The organism is Mycobacterium sp. BK086 (assembly GCA_004362315.1).
Taxonomy (GTDB): Bacteria; Actinomycetota; Actinomycetes; order Mycobacteriales; family Mycobacteriaceae; genus Mycobacterium.
Window position 1 is genome coordinate 714,959 of record SNWL01000005.1, and the last position, 15,993, is coordinate 730,951.

Below are 15,993 nucleotides of genomic sequence, written 5' to 3' on the forward strand. Positions count from 1 at the left end.
GACCGGTAAATCAACTTGACTGGTCACGCGTGACCGGTGTAGCGTTTTGGATGGTCATGAGAGAGGGCAACGACGCCGTCTCGGAACAGGAAAAGCCCATGGGGCCCAACAATTTTCAGAATAGCTGGGGCGACATTAACATCCCAGTTCAGGGTGTATTCGACACCCCCGTGTCGGCCGATTCCGGCACTGGCGCCACCATCGGCGCCCGACTCCGGGCCCGATTCTTCGCCGGCCGCCTCGATCGGGACGTGGAGGCGGGCATCGTTCCTTTGCCGGGCAGCTCGCTGGGTCTTCACCTGGTGCGATTGACCTCGGTCGACGAACGCGAAGCCCTCGCCCGCACACTGCGGCATGCCCTCGATGAGATGCGCTTCGGCCGGCAGGGCATCTCGTCGCGTATCCCGATCCATCCCCAGCGGCTGGCCAGCTGTCGTGACGTGATCGACGACATCACCCTGCTCCTGCACTCACCGCGCCCGGTGCGCGCCAGGGGCATGGCCCGGCTTCGGCTTTTGATCTCGGACGGCCGCGGGCCGCTGTATCGCAACGGCCGGGGCAGCCTGGCCGCCGAACTGCGCGGCGTACTGGCAGCTCTCTAGGGCAGCAGCACCGCCGCGCCCGCGATGCGGCCGTCGGCGAGGTCGGTCAACGCTCGATCGGCCTGGGCGAGCGGATATTCCGGGGTGGTCACCTCGATGCGATGACGGCCCGCGAACGCGAGGAACTCGCGGGCGTCGGCGCGGGTATTCGACGTCACCGACCGAACCTGGCGTTCCTGGAACAGATGTCGCTGATAGTTCAGCGTCGGGATATCGCTGAGGTGAATGCCCGCGATCGCCAGTGTGCCGCCGCGATCGAGTGCCTCCAGGGCGGGCAACACCAAGTCGCCGACCGGCGCAAACAGAATCGCGGCGTCCAGCTTGACCGGTGGCGGGTCGGCCGCGCCCTGGGCCGACGCGGCCCCGAGTCCCAGCGCGAGCTCGCGTGCGTCGGCGCCCCGGGTCATCACATGAACCTCGGCGCCCTGTGCCAGCGCCACCTGGGCGGTGAGGTGCGCGCTGCCGCCGAATCCGTACAACCCCAGCCGTCCTCCTGGCGGCAGCTCGGCGCGCAGCAGCGACCGATAGCCGATGATGCCTGCACACAACAGCGGGGCCAGCTCGCTGTCGGTGTAGCCATCGGGCAGCCGGTGCGCGAAAGCGGCCGGGACAGTAGCGAAGTCGGCGTATCCGCCATCGGCGTCCCAGCCGGTGTACAGCGAATTCGGGCACAGGTTCTCCGCGCCGCGACGGCAGTAGTCGCAGATCCCGCAGGTGTGCCGCAGCCATGCCACGCCGACCCGGTCCCCCACCGCGAACTCGTCGCCTGCGGCCGACCCCTTCTCGACGACCTCGCCGACCACCTCGTGGCCCGGCGTCACGTGCGGGCGGTGGACGTCGAGATCACCTTCGGTGACATGAAGATCGGTGCGGCAGACACCACATGCCCGGATTGCCACCAGCAGCTCGTCGGGCGCCGGTCGCGGAATCGGTGCGCCGGTGTCCAGCTCCAGCGGCGCGCTGTACATCGGTCCGGGCTTGCGGACCCGCCAGGCGCGCATCGTGGTCGTGGCCATGGGACCAATGTCCCACGATCGAGGCCCTTCGGGGCCTGTGCCGACGCTGATTTCGGTGTGACGGTTGGGACATGGATCGTGAGCTGCCTGACCGGGCCACCATCGAGGCCGCGCTGGCGCTGGCCGTCCGCGCGCCCTCGGTACACAATTCGCAGCCCTGGCGCTGGCGGATCGGTGACGAGAGCGTGCACCTCTATGCCGACCCCGCGCGCCACCTGCCCCACGTCGATCCCGAACGGCGCGATCTGATGCTGAGTTGCGGTGTGGCACTGCACCATTTCACCGTCGCGCTGTCAGCGCTGGGCTGGGCCACGGACGTACACCGCTTTCCCAATCCGGCCGATCCGGACCATCTGGCCAGTGTGGCGATCCTGGGTCCGGCGCGTGCCGAGCAGGACATCGCGCTGGCCGCGGCGATACCGCGGCGACGGACCGACCGCCGGTGGTTCTCCTCGTGGCCGGTGCCGACCGGCGACGTCGCGCTGATGGCCGCCCGCGCGGCCCGTTCGGGGGTCACGCTGCGACGGGTGGAGGACACCGGGGAACTCGCGCAGGTGGTCGCTCACGCAGTGCGCGAACACATCAGCGATCCGGCCTATCTCGCCGAGCTGTCGATGTGGAGTGGCAGGCATGGAACGCCCGCGGGTGTGCCGGCTCGCAGCACCCCGCCCGCAGACCGGCGCGGCATGTTCGCGCCGCGGGTATTCGCAAACCCGGTCCTCGAGCAGCCGAGCGATATCGAACCGCGCGACGATGCCGGCGTGGTGCTGGTGCTGGCCACCGCGACCGACGACCCGTCGGCCCTGCTGCGGGCCGGCGAGGCCACCAGCATCGTGCTGCTGACCGCCACCGCACTGGGGCTGGCCAGTTGCCCACTCACCGAGCCGTTGGAAGTGGAGGCCACCCGCACCGAATTGCGGACGAAACTGCTTGGCGGCGATGGCTTTCCGCAGATGCTGCTGCGGGTCGGTTGGGCCGCGCTCAACGCCGACCCGCTTCCCGCGACGCCGCGACGTCCGCTATCGGACGTCGCGGCGTCCCTGGCGGGTTAGGTCTTGCGGACCATACCGACGAGCCAGAGCAGGATCACCGATCCGAGGACCGCGGTGAACAGGGTGAACCACCACCCGCCCGCCGCGGTGTCGAGGAAGAAGCTCAGCAGGAACCCGCCGACCAGTGCGCCGACGATCCCGATGACGATGTTCATCAGGATGCCCGAGCCGCCGCCCTTGACGATCTTTCCGGCGATCCAGCCCGCGAGCGCGCCGATGATGATGTACCCGATCCAGCCGACGCTGGTCAGCGTCGTCGAACGGGCGAGGAATTCAGTAGCAGCCACCATGTCCATGACGGTCTCCTCGGGGTCGCTGGCCAGCGCCGATGCTGGCCGCTATCCCTTTGGTATACCGCCGTCAGGTAACGATTGGCCGGTCGATACGGCCACGATCACCTACTGACCGGGCGTCATCCCCGGAACCGGTGTCTCCACCGGGACGGGGACGCCGACGGGCACGCGCCCGCCAGGAGCCGGCGGCGGCGCATCGGCGACCGGAGCGTTGGGATCGGGCGCCGGCGGAGGCGGCGGGGCGTATGGCCGGATCGACTCGGCCAGCGCCTTGGCGGCGGCCGGATCGATCGGATCCTTGGCGGTGCCCAGCCAGACCACGAACCAGCGCTGGTTGCGCAGTTCCTTGGGCGCGTTGGGGACCGCGGTCCCCACGACGCCTGCCCAGATCTGACCGTTGGGCTTGGTGGTGTCGGTGAACTTCACCTCGTAGGAGGAGAAGTAGCCCGGCATGTCACCGGCCTGCAGAACGCCGCTCTGCTGATTGATCCGGACGCCGGGGAACGGCATGAAGAACTCACCCATGTCCGAGCCCAGCCGGACCGCGGCCTTGCTGTTGTCCTGCTCGGCGCCGGCGAACAGCTTCAGGTCCAGCCGGCCGAGGATGACGCTGGTGTCGTTGGCGGTCGGTGCGGGCTGACCGTTCTCGGGTGCCGCGGTCTGCTTGCTCAACAGCGCCTGGCCGTAGTTCAGGCGCGACGCGTCGGACACGATCCAGCCCGCGGGAAGCAGGTAGCTGAATCCGCCCGGGACGTTGGGGATGCGGCCCGGCTCCAGAGGCGGCGGGGGCACCGGCGCATTCGGGTCGACCGGCGGCAGCGGGGCGTTCGGATCGACCGGCGGTGGCGGCGGCGCATTGGGATCCACCGGCGGGGGCGGCGGGGCGTTCGGGTCCACCGGGGGCGGCGGGACTTCGGTGGCTGGCGGGGCGGCGGGGACCGCCGTCGTGGGTGCCGGTGTCGGTGTCGCGGGATCCGCGAGCGCCGAGGGTGCTGGCAACGCGATCGTGACGGCGCTGGCGGCGGTCACCGCGGTGACCGCAAACGCCGTCCACCGGCCCGGGCGTCGCGAAATCGGGTCCGATTGCGTCATGCGCTTGAACCTACCGTGTTACAGCCGTGACGCAAGTGTGGCCTGCTCACGATGTGGCGCGGGCTGCCGCATGGAGCGCCACCTCCTGCGCCTTGACCGTGAACCACACCGCGTCGCCGGCGGCCAGCCGGAGGCGGGCCGCCGACTCCGCGGTGATGTCGGCGGCGAGCCCGGGCGCGCCGTCGGATTGCTCCTCGGCGCGCACCCGCACCCGCGCGCCGTCGGCGTCCAGCTCCGCGACGCGGACCTGGACGCTGTTGCGCGGGCTGCCGTGTGGCAGGTCGCGGTACACCGCGACCGCCGCGGGCGAGAACACCGCGACCAGATCGCCGTCGGGCGGGTCTGCGGTCGCCAGGCCGTGCCACAGCGTGCCGTCCGCGGCCCGCAGGCTCTCCGGCCCGCCGCGAACCCCGCGCACCACGTTCACGCCCGCGATGCGGGCGCCGAACCTGCTGCGCGGTGCGGCCAGCACGTCACTGACCCGGCCTATCTCGGCGACACCTCCGTCTTCGAGCACCATCACCCGGTCGGCCAGCGTCAGCACGTCGAGCAGATCGTGGGTGATCAGCACCGTCGAGCGGTCCTGCGCCCTACACACCCGCCGCAGCAGCGCCCGCACGGAGGCCGCGACCGCGACGTCGAGACCGGTCAGCGGTTCGTCGAGCAGCAGCACCTCGGGCTCGGCGGCCAGCGCCCGCGCGATCGCCACCCGCTGGGCCTGCCCGCCGGACAACTGGCCGGGCTTGCGCCCGGCCAGTTCGGCCAGGCCGACCTCGCCGAGCCAGCTCGTGGCGCTGGTCCGCGCCCCGGCGCGGCCTGCGCCCCGGCTGCGCGGCGCGAACTCGACGTTGGCCTGCACGCTCAGGTGCGGGAACAGCAGCGGATCCTGCATCAAGAGGCCGACCCGTCGGTCATGGGTGGCCACCTGCAGGCCCGCCGAGGTGTCGGTCAGCGCTCGCCCGCCCAGGCGCACCAGGCCGGTGTCGGGTGCCAGCAGCCCGGCGATAACGTGCAGCGTGGTGGACTTCCCGGCGCCATTGGGGCCGAGGATCGCCAGCACCTCTCCGGCGGAGACGTCGAACGCCACCTCGAATCCGCGTTCGGCCAGCGCGGCGGAGAACTGGAGCTCAGCCATCGCCGGCCCATCCCGACCGCCGCCGCACACCGAGCCCGAGCACGACGACAGCGGCCACCACGATCAGCAGGATCGACAGCGCCACCGCGGCGTCGGGGTCGCTCTCGCGCTGCAGATAGATCTCCAGCGGCAGCGTCCTGGTGACGCCCTGCCGCGACCCGGCGAAGGTCAGGGTGGCGCCGAACTCCCCCAGCGCCCGGGCGAAGGCCAGCACCGAGCCGGACACCAGGCCGGGCGCCAGCAGCGGCAGCGTCACCCGCCACCACACGGTTGCCGGTTTGGCCCCCAACGTCGCCGCCACCACGTCGTAGTCGGCGCCCGCGGTGCGGGCCGCGCCTTCCAGAGCGATCACCAGGAACGGCAGCGAGACGAACGTCTGCGCCAGCACCACCGCGGTCGTCGTGAACGCGATCCGGATCCCGGCCGCCTCCAGATAGCTCCCGAGCAGCCCCAGCCGGCCGAACGCATAGAGCAGCGCGATACCGCCGACCACGGGCGGCAGCACCAGCGGCAACAGGATCAGCGGGCGCAGCGCCCGCACGGTCCGGCCGTCGTTGCGGGCCAGCACCAGCGCCATCGGGACACCGAGGATCAGGCACAGGGCGGTGCTGGCGGCGGCGGTGCGCAGGCTCAGCAGCAGCGCCGCCTGTGAGGCATCACTGCTGATCAGCGACCAGAAGTTCGTCCAGTCGACCTTGATCGCCATCGCCACCAGCGGCAGCACCACGAATGCGGCCCCGAGCGCGGCCGGGAGGTACACCCAGCGCGGCAGCGGCGGCTGCGTACGGTGTGCCCCGCTGCGCCTCACCCGTCACACCCTAGGGCGAAGCGACACGCCGTGTCCTGATCGTGGCGCGGCGACATTGGCCGAATTAGCTACCGTCCAGTAACATTTCTGACCAATCGACACCACCGCGCCGGGAGGCGTGCACGAGGAGGTCAAAGACGATGGACGTGCTGGTCACTGGTGCTGACACCGAACTGGGTCGCACGATCGCAGAGGGTTTCCGCGATGCCGGGCACAAGGTCGTCATCAGCGGCGCACGCCGGGATGATCTCGAGGTAGCCGCCAAGGAGCTCGACGTCGACGCCATCGTGTGCGACACCACCGACCCGGTGGCGCTGGCCGAGGCCCGCACCCTGTTCCCGCATCACCTGGACACCATCGTCCACGTCCCGGCCCCGGCCTGGATCGGCGGCGACCCCCGCGCCTACACGCTGGCCGACACCGCCAAGGCGTGGCGCACCGCGCTGGATGCGACTGTGCTCTCGGCGGTGCTGCTGGTGCAGAACATCGGCGACCACCTGCGCTCGGGCGGATCCATCGTGACCGTGGTGCCCGACAACCCGCGCGACGGTGGCGCTGACGCCGCTGTCAAGGCTGCCGTTGCGAATTGGACTGCGGGACAAGCGGATTACTTCGGAACACGCGGCATCACGGTCAACACCGTGGCCTGCGGCCGCAGCGCGGAACCGTCCTACGACGGGCTGTCCACCACTCCGCCGTCAGTGGCCGCGGAGATCGCCCGGCTGTCGTTGTTCCTGACCACGCCGGCAGCCCGGCACATCACCGGCCAGACCGTGCACGTCGGCCGTGGCGCGCTGGCCAACTTCGGCTGACGGCCATTCACCTGACGTTCGCCGGCGAGGACTAACGTCGGACGGGTGACGATTCGCCTCGCGCTTCAGATTCCGAACTTCTCCTACGGCACCGGTGTGCCCGAGCTGTTCCCGACGGTCATCGCACAGGCCCAGGAGGCCGAGGCGGCCGGCTTCGACTCCGTCTTCGTGATGGACCACTTCTACCAACTGCCCAACCTCGGCGCTCCCGAGGAACCGATGCTGGAGGCGTACACCGCGCTCGGTGCGCTGGCCACCGCGACGCAGCGGGTGCAGCTCGGCACGCTGGTCACCGGTAACAGCTATCGCAACCCGACGCTGCTGGCCAAGGCCATCACCACGCTCGACGTGATCAGTCAGGGCCGGGCCATCCTGGGCATCGGCACCGGCTGGTTCGAGCTCGAGCACGACTCGCTGGGTTACGAGTTCGGTACCTTCACCGACCGGTTCAACAAGCTCGACGAGGCACTGCAGATCATCCTGCCGATGCTCGAGGGCGAGCGGGTGACCGTGGACGGCACGTACTACCGAACCAAGGAGGCGTTCGCGATTCCGCGCTTCCGCGACCACATTCCGCTGATGATCGGCGGCACCGGCGAGAAGAAGACGATCCCGCTGGCCGCCCGGCACTTCGACCACCTCAACCTCGTCTGCGGATTCGACGAACTCCCCCGCAAGATCCAGGTGTGCCGGGAGCGCTGCGAGGAAATCGGCCGTGACCCAAGCACTCTCGAGACCAGCATGCTCGTCTTCGGCATCATCGACGAGAACGTCACAGAAGATTTCATCCCCGCCGACGTCAAGCAGCGCGCGGTGTACGGCAGCGCCGAACAGATCGCCGAGCAGATCAAGACCAAGGTGCTCGACGCCGGCGTCGACGGTGTCGTGCTCAGTCCCGTCACCCATCTCGACGGCTACCACCCGGGCCGGATCACCGCCGTCGGCGAGACTCTGCGACCACTTCTGGGTTGATCGCCACCTCAGGTGGCATACATCACCCCATCCGCCCGGATACCGGCGCGAGTTCTCATCGCCGGGCGACTACCGTAGTAAGTGTCCTGTGCATGTTTTGAGGAGCAGAAATGACCCATCCCGGTGCAACTCCGTCGGATAAGCACAAGGTCGTCATCATCGGTTCGGGGTTCGGCGGCCTGAATGCCGCCCAGAAGCTCAAGCGGGCCGACGTCGACATCAAGCTGATCGCCAAGACCACCCACCACCTGTTCCAGCCGCTGCTGTACCAGGTGGCGACCGGCATCATCTCCGAGGGCGAGATCGCCCCGCCCACCCGCGTGATCCTGCGCAAGCAGGAGAACTGCCAGGTGCTGCTCGGCGAGGTCACCAACATCGACCTCGAGCACAAGACGGTCGACTCGATCCTGCTGGGCCACACCTACCGGACCCCCTACGACACCCTGATCGTCGCGGCCGGCGCCGGGCAGTCGTACTTCGGCAACGACCAGTTCGCCGAGTGGGCCCCCGGTATGAAGACCATCGACGACGCCCTCGAGCTGCGCGGCCGGATCCTCGGCGCGTTCGAGCAGGCCGAGCGCTCCAGTGACCCGGTGCGCCGGGAGAAGCTGCTGACCTTCGTCGTGGTGGGTGCAGGCCCGACCGGTGTCGAGATGGCCGGGCAGATCGCCGAACTCGCCGATCACACCCTGCGCGGCGCGTTCCGCCACATCGACTCCACCCGCGCGCGGGTGATCCTGCTGGACGCGGCACCCGCCGTGCTGCCGCCGATGGGCGAGAAGCTGGGCAAGAAGGCGCAGGATCGGCTCGAGAAGCTCGGCGTCGAAATCCAGTTGAACGCGATGGTCACCGACGTCGACCGCAACGGGATCACCGTCAAGCGGCCCGACGGCACGATCGACCGCATCGAATGCCAGACCAAGGTGTGGTCGGCCGGTGTGTCGGCCAGCCCGCTGGGCAAGATCATCGCCGACCAGTCCGAGGCCGAAGTCGACCGCGCCGGGCGGGTGAAGGTCGGCCCCGACCTCTCGGTGCCGGGCTACCCGAACGTGTTCGTGGTCGGCGACATGGCGTTGGTCGACGGCGTTCCCGGTATGGCGCAGGGTGCCATCCAGGGCGCCAAATACGTTGCGAACCTGGTCAAGTCGGAGCTCAAGGGCGCCGATCCTGCTGCCCGCGCGCCCTTCTCGTATTTCGACAAGGGCTCGATGGCGACCGTGTCGCGGTTCAGCGCCGTGGCCAAGATCGGCAAGATCGAGTTCGCCGGCTTCTTCGCGTGGCTGGCATGGCTGTTCCTGCACCTGGTCTACCTCGTCGGGTTCAAGACGAAGATCGCGACCATGCTGTCGTGGACCACGACATTCCTGGGCCGTGGTCGCAGCCAGCTGACGATCACCGAGCAGCAGGCCTACGCGCGCACCCGAATAGAGCAGCTCGAGGAGATTGCCGCGACGGTCGAGGACGAGAAAGCCGCCAGCTGATTTCACAAGGCGGCACAGCTGGGAATTGACCGTGAGCGGGCGTGAAATCACCGTGGTTGCGCACCTCCTGCCCTAGCATGATCAGCGACGACAGTCTCAATACGAGGGGGCCCGATGACATTCAATCGTTCCGTGCGACGCGCAGCCGCGGCAGCGTTGGGCGCAGGTGCGGTGTTGCTCAGCGTGGCCGGCCCGGCCGCTGCCGACCCGCCGCCCAACTGCACCACCGCGGATATGACCGGGATCATGTCCGGTGTGTCGGCGGCGATGTCGAGCTACCTGTGGACGCATCCGGACGTCAACGCGTTCTTCACCGGTCTGCAGGGGCTGCCCAAGGCCCAGGTCGCCAGCCAGACCCAGCAGTACCTGGACGCCAACCCGTGGGTCCGCTCCGACCTGGACGGGATCCGGCAGCCGTCGACCGACTTCCGCGCCCGCTGCGGCCTGATCCAGCGTCCGCTGGTCCCCGGCCTCTAAGGCTCCCCCGGCGCGGCCCGGCGTTCCGTCGGGTCTCGCGACCTAAGGTGGTCGGGTGGTCGTGAAGCCCGACGAGATCGTCTACCGCGTGCTGCAACGGCTGCCTACCCGCATGCTGTCGCTGCGCACAATCGTCATCGTCGCGGCACTGTCCGTGGTGATCCTCGTGCTGACACTGGGCACCTGGGTGTGGGTGGGCGTCACCCATGACCAGTACAGCCAGCTGGACCGGCGCCTGGACTCGGTCAGCAGCCTCGGTGACGTCAGCTCGCTGCTCACCACCGCCGGACCCGGCGGAGTCGGCACGCCCACTCCCGACGGAAACCTGGTGCGCACCATTCGGGTCGGTGCGATGGCGATGTCGGTGCCCTCCGAGGTGGTGCTGCCGGCGCTGGGCGACGGCTATGCCAACACCACCATCGACGGCGTCGAGTACCGGGTCCGGACCTTCTCGGTCGGCGGCGCCACGATCGCGCTGGGCGCGCCGCTGGCCGAGACTCAGCGCCGGATCGCCGAACTGCACCTGCGGGTGCTGCTGATCTGCGCCGGGGTGATCGCGGGCACCGTGCTGGTGGGCTGGCTGATCTCGCTGATCATGATCAACCCGTTCCGGGTGCTGGCCCAGCAGGCCCGCGCGATCAACGCCCAGTCCAACCCCGACGAGGTGCAGGTGCGCGGGGTCAAGGAGGCGGTGGAGATCGCCGAGGCCGTCGAAGGCATGCTGGCCCGCATCGGCGACGAACAGGCCCGCACCAAGGCCGCGCTGGAATCGGCCCGGGACTTCGCCGCCGTCGCCTCCCACGAGCTGCGCACCCCGCTGACCGCCATGCGCACCAACCTCGAAGTGCTCTCCACGCTGGATCTCGCGCCCGAACAGCGCACCGAGGTGATCGGCGACGTCATCCGCACGCAGAGCCGCATCGAGGCCACCCTGACCGCGCTGGAGCGACTGGCCCAGGGCGAGCTGACCACCGCCGACGACTTCGTCCCGTTCGACGTCACCGAGCTGCTGGACCGGGCCGCGCACGACGCCGAACGCATCTACCGCGACCTGCAGGTGTCGCTGGTGCCCTCTCCCGCCGTGCTCATGGTCGGCCTGCCGGTCGGGCTGCGGCTGGTGATCGACAACGCGATCGCCAACGCCGTCAAGCACGGCGCGGCCACCGAGATCCAGCTGTCGGTGTCCAGTTCGGCCGACGGAGTGCAGATCACCGTCGACGACAACGGCAGCGGCGTGCCCGAAGAGGAGCGTGCCGCGGTGTTCGAACGCTTCTCCCGTGGCTCCACCGCGTCGCGGTCCGGGTCGGGCCTGGGCCTGGCACTGGTGGCCCAGCAGGCCGAATTGCACGGCGGCACAGCGTCGTTGTGTGCCAGCCCGCTCGGCGGTGCCCGGCTGGTCCTCAACCTCGCCGGCCCGCGCGACTAGAGCCTGGCGCCCTGCCAGGTGGAGATGCTGCCCCCGGCGGCCAGCGCCAGGGTGACCCCTGCGGCATCGTCGGCAGGGTCGGGATAACGAAGCTCGCTCACGCAGGCCAGCGGGGTGCCCAGCGCATCGTCGGCCACCGATCCCGGTCCCAGCTCCACCCGATGCCGCAGCAGCGGCGTGCCGCCGACGTCGGCGTGCATGGCGCCGCTCCAAAACCCATCGCGCTCACCGGTTCTGCCGATCTGCACCCGCTCCCGGATACGCAGCCGCGCTGCCTCGGCCAGGCAGACGGTCAGCTCGGTGAGGTGGCGGGCGTCGGCGGCCACGACCGTCGGCTCGGGATCGATGTCGAGCTCGCCGGCGGCCTCGACATGCCAGCAGGCCCGCGACTGCGTGGTCGCCGCGCTGGGTAACGCCACCGTGGCCGCCGCACTCCGAAGCCGCAGGCGCGCACCGGGTTCCACGATGAGCCGGATGGCGATGGTGTCCCCGCCCAGCGGTGTGGCCGCCGCCGACACCAGGTGCACGGTGTCGGGTTCGGTGTGCCGCGCGGCGAGGCCGCCCCGGCACTCGATGCGCGGCAGCCGCCCGGGCTGGGCCACCACCAGGACGTCGGAATGCATTGCGGCTCAGGCCGGCTGGTTGACGCGCAGCTGTTCGCGCACCCACTCGAGGACCCGGGACCCCGCTGGATCTTCGGTCAGCGAGATCAGGACGAACGGTCGTCCTTCCCGCACCTTGGCGGCGTCGCGGCGCATCACGTCCAGGTCGGCGTTGACCAGGGGGGCCAGGTCGGTCTTGTTGATCACCAACAGATCTGAGAACGTCACTCCCGGACCGCCCTTGCGCGGCACCTTGTCGCCGCCGGCCACGTCGACGACGAAGATCTGCACATCGACCAGGCCCGACGAGAACGTCGCGGTCAGGTTGTCCCCACCGGACTCCACCAGGATCAGGTCCAGATCGTCGTGCCCGGCGATCAGGTCGTCGATCGCGTCGAGGTTGGCGGTGATGTCGTCGCGGATCGCGGTGTGCGGGCAGCCGCCGGTCTGCACGGCGGCGATCCGGTCGTCGGGCAGCACCGCGTGGCGGCGCAGGAAGTCGGCGTCCTCGGTGGTGTAGATGTCGTTGGTCAGCACCGCGAGCGACAGCTCGTCGCGCAGCTGACGGCACAGCGCGGCCACCAGCGCGGTCTTGCCGGAACCGACCGGGCCGCCGATCCCGATGCGCAGCGGCTCCCCCGGCTGGCGGACGCGCCTGGGCCGGTCGGGGTGGCTGTGCGGTTGACCGTCGATGAAATGTGGGGGCATACAGAATCTTTCAGGAGACGAACAGGGGGCGTTCTCGTTGGGCATGCCGCTCGGCGAGCTCGTCGAGCAGCGGATCGGACAGGTCGGCCAGGCGGGCGGCCGCCCGCTGTGCGGTGTGTTCGCACAGGTCGGCAAGCGCGAAGGTCAGCGCCGCGACGTCGGCGGGATCCAGCGCCAGCAGACGCTGGGCGGCGGTCGCGGTGCCGGTCATCGTGGTGTAGACCAGCGATAGCGCGGTCTGCTCGGGATCCAGGCCGCTGGCCGCCCCGACTCGCCCGGCGGTCACGGCCAGGTGCGGGCGCGGGCCCAATGAATCCCAGTCCGAGCCTGGCCAGACCCGTCGGGCCAGCCGCAGCAGACCGCGGCCCTGAGCGCGCGACGCCAGCCGGGCCGCCGGTGCCGGTGTGCGCGCATCGGTTTCGGCATCGGCGTGGGCGGGAGTCAGATCGCCGCGGTGCACGGCGGCCGCGACCGATGCCGTCACCAGGCCACTGGTGCGGATCCGGCGGCGCAGGTACGCCTCCAGCGTCGTGAGATCGATGACCAGCCGGCTGGTCACCGCCTCTTCCACCCCGCCGGAGTGCACGTGTCCCCCGGTCGGCAACCGCGAATCGGCCAGTGTCAGAAGGGTGGTCAGCGACGACATCAGAACAGGAAGTAGCGCTGAGCCATCGGCAGTTCGGTGGCGGGTTGTTCGGCCCACACCTCGCCGTCGATGCGGACGGTGAAGGTGTCGGAGTCGACCTCGATGTGGGGCTGGGCGTCGTTGAGCGGCATCTGCGCCTTGCCGACGGCGCGCACATTGCCCACCGGCGCCAGACGGCGGTTCACCGCGATCCGATCGGCCAGCCCGTCCTCGATGGCCTGTGGGGCGACGAAGTGCACGGAGGTCGCCGCCGCCGCGGCCGGCGCGGCTCCGAACATCGGGCGCGGCAGCACCGGCTGGGGGGTCGGGATCGAGGCATTGGCGTCACCCATTGCGGCCCAGGCGATCATGCCGCCCTTGACCACCGCGTGTGGGCGCACCCCGAAGAAGGCCGGCTCCCACAGCACCAGGTCGGCCAGCTTGCCGACCTCCACCGAGCCGATCTCGTGGTCCATGCCGTGTGCGACGGCCGGGCAGATCGTGTATTTGGCGATGTAGCGGCGGACCCGGTTGTTGTCGGCTGCCCCATCCCCTTCCAGGGCACCGCGGCGGCGCTTCATCACATGCGCGGTCTGCCAGGTGCGCATCACCACCTCGCCGATGCGGCCCATGGCCTGGGCGTCGCTGCCGATCATCGAGATCGCCCCGATGTCGTGCAGCAGATCCTCGGCGGCGATGGTCGACGGCCGGATGCGGCTCTCGGCGAACGCAAGATCCTCGGGCACACTGGGATTCAGGTGATGGCAGACCATCAGCATGTCCAGATGCTCGTCGAGCGTGTTGACGGTGTGCGGCCGGGTCGGGTTGGTCGAACTGGGCAGCACGTTGGGATGGGATGCGACGGTGATGATGTCGGGTGCGTGTCCGCCGCCGGCGCCCTCGGTGTGATACGCGTGGATGTTGCGGCCCTTGATCGCGGCCAGCGTGTCCTCGACGAAGCCGGCCTCGTTGAGGGTGTCGGTGTGGATGTTGGCCTGCACCCCGGCCGCCTCGGACACTGTCAGGCAGGCGTCGATCGCGGCGGGTGTGGTCCCCCAGTCTTCGTGCAGCTTGAAACCCGCTGCGCCGCCACGCAATTGCTCCCACATGGCCTCATGGCTGACGGTGTTGCCTTTTCCGAGCAGCGCGATGTTGAGCGGCCAGTGGTCCAGAGCTTCCAGCATCCTGGCCAGATGCCAGGCACCCGGTGTCACCGTGGTGGCCTTCGACCCTTCGGCGGGTCCGGTGCCGCCCGCCACGATGGTGGTGATGCCGCCGCCGATGGCCTCTTCCATGATCTGCGGGCAGATCAAATGGACGTGGCAGTCGATGGCCCCGGCGGTGACGATGCGACCGTTACCGGCGATGATCTCCGTCGACGGACCGACCACCAGGTCGGGGTGTACGCCCGACATGATCTCGGGGTTGCCGGCCTTGCCGATGGCGACGATGCGGCCGTCGCGAATACCAATGTCCGCCTTGATGATTCCCCAATAATCGATGATCACCGCGCCGGTGATCACGGTGTCGGGTGCGCCGTCGGCGCGGGTCGCGCGGCTCTGGCCCATCGACTCGCGCAGCACCTTGCCGCCGCCGAACACCGCCTCGTTGCCGGCCAGACCGGGCCCGCCGCTGCGGTCCTCGGTGATCTCGACGATCAGGTCGGTGTCGGCCAGTCGGATCCGGTCACCGGTGGTGGGGCCGAACAGCGCGGCGTAGCGCGCACGCGACAGTTCGGTCATCAGGCATCCAACTTTCCAGGTGGGTTCAGGCTCAGGCCGTGCACTTCACGAAGACCACCGAGCGGGACCAGCGCAACCCGCTGTGCCACACCGGGTTCGAAGCGAACGGCGGTACCCGCGGGAATGTCGAAGCGGTGGCCGTAGGCGGCCGACCGGTCGAACGACAGCGCGGCGTTGGCCTGCGGCAGATGTACGTGGCTGCCGACCTGCACCGGCCGGTCGCCGGTGTTGAGAATCTCGAGCTCGACGCGCGGCGCGCCGGCGTTGATCTCGATATCGCCGTCGCCGAGGAAGACTTCTCCGGGAATCATGGTGTCCTCCAGCGACTCACGGGATGGGGTGGTGGACGGTGACCAGTTTGGTGCCGTCCGGGAAGGTGGCCTCGACCTGCACGTCGTGCAGCATCTCGGGCACGCCTTCCATGACCTCGTCGCGGGACAGGACCTCGCGTCCGCTGACCATCAGCTCGGCCACGGTGCGGCCGTCGCGCGCGCCCTCCAGGACATGATCGGTGATGATCGCGACCGTTTCCGGATGGTTGAGCAGCAGCCCGCGGGCCTGTCGACGGCGCGCGAGGTCGGCGGCGTACGAGATCAGCAGCCGGTCGGTTTCATGCGGTGTCAGTCGCATAGAGCGCGATCCTGCCATGGCAGGACGCGATCAGCAGGGCCTAGCTCGGCGGCGGCTCCGGCTCGAGGTTCTGCAGGCGCACCTGGCCGCGAGCGAGGAGGCGGTCCTTGTCGTCGCGAATCGTGACCAGCCACAGCTGCTGGCGCCGGCCGCGGTGGATGGGCTCGGTGACCCCGTAGACGGTGCCTTCGCCGATCGCCCGCAGGAAGTCGGTGTTGTTGTTGACGCCGACGACGTTGCCTCCGCCGTTGGCCGCCAGCCAGACAAAGGCCGAGGTGCTGGCCATCGATTCGATCATCGAGCAGTACACGCCGCCGTGGACGATGCCCATCGGCTGCAGCAGCTTGGGCTGGACCTCCAGCTGTGCCTTGGCGCCCTCCGGCGTCAGCTCGGTGAACACCAGGCCGAGCTCGTTGTCGAACGGGGCGGAGAAAGCGATCTGCTCGATCGGCGACTGCTCTGATTGCACGCAGTTGTGTCTACACCACCGCAGATGAGGGACGGGCCCCGCGTATGAACG

General features: G+C 69.5%; 19 protein-coding genes. 7 read left to right on the forward strand and 12 right to left on the reverse strand.

From position 1 onward, the window contains the following. Positions 1-29: 29 nt before the first annotated feature. Positions 30-602, forward strand: a complete 573-nt coding sequence (locus EV580_RS19970) for a hypothetical protein (protein WP_286171684.1) — start codon at positions 30-32, stop codon at positions 600-602. Here the strand turns inward: EV580_RS19970 and EV580_RS19975 are convergent. Continuing rightward, on the reverse strand, positions 599-1,618 hold the full coding sequence (locus tag EV580_RS19975; protein WP_133692920.1) for a zinc-binding alcohol dehydrogenase family protein: 1,020 nt from the start codon (positions 1,616-1,618) through the stop codon (positions 599-601). The genes EV580_RS19970 and EV580_RS19975 overlap by 4 nt on opposite strands. Positions 1,619-1,689: 71 nt before the next feature. On the opposite strand from EV580_RS19975, the gene EV580_RS19980 reads away from it, so the two are divergent. After that, a complete protein-coding gene (locus EV580_RS19980; RefSeq protein WP_133692921.1) occupies positions 1,690-2,670 on the forward strand; it encodes an Acg family FMN-binding oxidoreductase in 981 nt (326 codons plus the stop codon). On the opposite strand, the gene EV580_RS19985 is transcribed toward EV580_RS19980, so the two are convergent. From EV580_RS19985 to EV580_RS20000, 4 genes are all read right to left on the reverse strand, one after another. Beyond that, on the reverse strand, positions 2,667-2,966 hold the full coding sequence (locus tag EV580_RS19985) for a GlsB/YeaQ/YmgE family stress response membrane protein (protein ID WP_133692922.1): 300 nt from the start codon (positions 2,964-2,966) through the stop codon (positions 2,667-2,669). The genes EV580_RS19980 and EV580_RS19985 overlap by 4 nt on opposite strands. A gap of 102 nt (positions 2,967-3,068) precedes the next feature. Beyond that, positions 3,069-4,055 (reverse strand): APA family fibronectin-binding glycoprotein, encoded by a 987-nt coding sequence (locus EV580_RS19990; RefSeq protein ID WP_133692923.1) that lies wholly within the window; start codon positions 4,053-4,055, stop codon positions 3,069-3,071. 46 nt (positions 4,056-4,101) lie between these two features. After that, complete coding sequence (locus tag EV580_RS19995; protein ID WP_133692924.1) at positions 4,102-5,190, reverse strand: sulfate/molybdate ABC transporter ATP-binding protein; 1,089 nt, start codon at positions 5,188-5,190, stop codon at positions 4,102-4,104. Continuing rightward, positions 5,183-5,998: an ABC transporter permease gene (locus EV580_RS20000; protein ID WP_166654779.1), complete on the reverse strand. Its 816-nt coding sequence runs from the start codon at positions 5,996-5,998 to the stop codon at positions 5,183-5,185. The genes EV580_RS19995 and EV580_RS20000 overlap by 8 nt, the downstream gene beginning before the upstream one ends. A 140-nt stretch (positions 5,999-6,138) precedes the next feature. Here EV580_RS20000 and EV580_RS20005 point away from each other — a divergent pair, with 140 nt between their 5' ends. The 5 genes from EV580_RS20005 (at position 6,139) to EV580_RS20025 (ending at position 11,166) form a co-directional block, all read left to right on the forward strand. Beyond that, positions 6,139-6,810, forward strand: a complete 672-nt coding sequence (locus EV580_RS20005; protein ID WP_133692925.1) for an SDR family oxidoreductase — start codon at positions 6,139-6,141, stop codon at positions 6,808-6,810. 45 nt (positions 6,811-6,855) lie between these two features. Beyond that, positions 6,856-7,782 carry an LLM class F420-dependent oxidoreductase gene (locus EV580_RS20010; RefSeq protein WP_133692926.1) on the forward strand — a complete coding sequence of 309 codons (927 nt, stop codon included), beginning with the start codon at positions 6,856-6,858 and terminating at the stop codon, positions 7,780-7,782. 110 nt (positions 7,783-7,892) lie between these two features. Continuing rightward, positions 7,893-9,263, forward strand: coding sequence for an NAD(P)/FAD-dependent oxidoreductase (locus tag EV580_RS20015; RefSeq protein ID WP_133692927.1), 1,371 nt, complete (start codon positions 7,893-7,895; stop codon positions 9,261-9,263). 114 nt (positions 9,264-9,377) lie between these two features. Then, positions 9,378-9,740 (forward strand): heme-binding protein, encoded by a 363-nt coding sequence (locus EV580_RS20020; RefSeq protein ID WP_133692928.1) that lies wholly within the window; start codon positions 9,378-9,380, stop codon positions 9,738-9,740. A gap of 112 nt (positions 9,741-9,852) precedes the next feature. Then, positions 9,853-11,166 (forward strand): sensor histidine kinase, encoded by a 1,314-nt coding sequence (locus EV580_RS20025; protein ID WP_133693160.1) that lies wholly within the window; start codon positions 9,853-9,855, stop codon positions 11,164-11,166. On the opposite strand, the gene EV580_RS20030 is transcribed toward EV580_RS20025, so the two are convergent. Genes EV580_RS20030 through EV580_RS20060 form a run of 7 tightly spaced genes read right to left on the reverse strand, consistent with a single transcriptional unit; the run spans position 11,163 to position 15,942 of the window. Further along, positions 11,163-11,789, reverse strand: coding sequence for an urease accessory protein UreD (locus tag EV580_RS20030; protein WP_133692929.1), 627 nt, complete (start codon positions 11,787-11,789; stop codon positions 11,163-11,165). The genes EV580_RS20025 and EV580_RS20030 overlap by 4 nt on opposite strands. 6 nt (positions 11,790-11,795) lie before the next feature. After that, positions 11,796-12,476 carry an urease accessory protein UreG gene (ureG, locus tag EV580_RS20035; RefSeq protein WP_133692930.1) on the reverse strand — a complete coding sequence of 227 codons (681 nt, stop codon included), beginning with the start codon at positions 12,474-12,476 and terminating at the stop codon, positions 11,796-11,798. 10 nt (positions 12,477-12,486) lie between these two features. Continuing rightward, positions 12,487-13,122 (reverse strand): urease accessory protein UreF, encoded by a 636-nt coding sequence (locus tag EV580_RS20040; protein WP_133692931.1) that lies wholly within the window; start codon positions 13,120-13,122, stop codon positions 12,487-12,489. Then, a complete protein-coding gene (locus EV580_RS20045) occupies positions 13,122-14,843 on the reverse strand; it encodes an urease subunit alpha (protein WP_133692932.1) in 1,722 nt (573 codons plus the stop codon). Before EV580_RS20045 ends, EV580_RS20040 begins: the two co-directional genes overlap by 1 nt. Next, positions 14,843-15,154 (reverse strand): urease subunit beta, encoded by a 312-nt coding sequence (locus EV580_RS20050; RefSeq protein WP_133692933.1) that lies wholly within the window; start codon positions 15,152-15,154, stop codon positions 14,843-14,845. Before EV580_RS20050 ends, EV580_RS20045 begins: the two co-directional genes overlap by 1 nt. Before the next feature lie 16 nt (positions 15,155-15,170). Continuing rightward, complete coding sequence (locus EV580_RS20055; protein ID WP_133692934.1) at positions 15,171-15,473, reverse strand: urease subunit gamma; 303 nt, start codon at positions 15,471-15,473, stop codon at positions 15,171-15,173. A 40-nt stretch (positions 15,474-15,513) separates the two neighbouring features. Next, positions 15,514-15,942, reverse strand: a complete 429-nt coding sequence (locus EV580_RS20060) for a PaaI family thioesterase (protein WP_133692935.1) — start codon at positions 15,940-15,942, stop codon at positions 15,514-15,516. Between the last annotated feature and the right edge of the window lie 51 nt (positions 15,943-15,993).

Bases quoted from the DNA above. Each gene is read 5' to 3' on its own strand.
- EV580_RS19975 (WP_133692920.1), bottom strand. From the start codon at position 1,618: ATGGCCACGACCACGATGCGCGCCTGGCGGGTCCGCAAGCCCGGACCG.
- EV580_RS19980 (WP_133692921.1), top strand. From the start codon at position 1,690: ATGGATCGTGAGCTGCCTGACCGGGCCACCATCGAGGCCGCGCTGGCG.
- EV580_RS20025 (WP_133693160.1), top strand. From the start codon at position 9,853: ATGCTGTCGCTGCGCACAATCGTCATCGTCGCGGCACTGTCCGTGGTG.
- EV580_RS20040 (WP_133692931.1), bottom strand. From the start codon at position 13,122: ATGTCGTCGCTGACCACCCTTCTGACACTGGCCGATTCGCGGTTGCCG.
- EV580_RS19990 (WP_133692923.1), bottom strand. From the start codon at position 4,055: ATGACGCAATCGGACCCGATTTCGCGACGCCCGGGCCGGTGGACGGCG.
- EV580_RS20005 (WP_133692925.1), top strand. From the start codon at position 6,139: ATGGACGTGCTGGTCACTGGTGCTGACACCGAACTGGGTCGCACGATC.
- EV580_RS19985 (WP_133692922.1), bottom strand. From the start codon at position 2,966: ATGGACATGGTGGCTGCTACTGAATTCCTCGCCCGTTCGACGACGCTG.
- EV580_RS20045 (WP_133692932.1), bottom strand. From the start codon at position 14,843: ATGACCGAACTGTCGCGTGCGCGCTACGCCGCGCTGTTCGGCCCCACC.
- EV580_RS20050 (WP_133692933.1), bottom strand. From the start codon at position 15,154: ATGATTCCCGGAGAAGTCTTCCTCGGCGACGGCGATATCGAGATCAAC.
- EV580_RS20055 (WP_133692934.1), bottom strand. From the start codon at position 15,473: ATGCGACTGACACCGCATGAAACCGACCGGCTGCTGATCTCGTACGCC.
- EV580_RS20020 (WP_133692928.1), top strand. From the start codon at position 9,378: ATGACATTCAATCGTTCCGTGCGACGCGCAGCCGCGGCAGCGTTGGGC.
- EV580_RS19995 (WP_133692924.1), bottom strand. From the start codon at position 5,190: ATGGCTGAGCTCCAGTTCTCCGCCGCGCTGGCCGAACGCGGATTCGAG.
- EV580_RS20030 (WP_133692929.1), bottom strand. From the start codon at position 11,789: ATGCATTCCGACGTCCTGGTGGTGGCCCAGCCCGGGCGGCTGCCGCGC.
- ureG (WP_133692930.1), bottom strand. From the start codon at position 12,476: ATGCCCCCACATTTCATCGACGGTCAACCGCACAGCCACCCCGACCGG.
- EV580_RS20015 (WP_133692927.1), top strand. From the start codon at position 7,893: ATGACCCATCCCGGTGCAACTCCGTCGGATAAGCACAAGGTCGTCATC.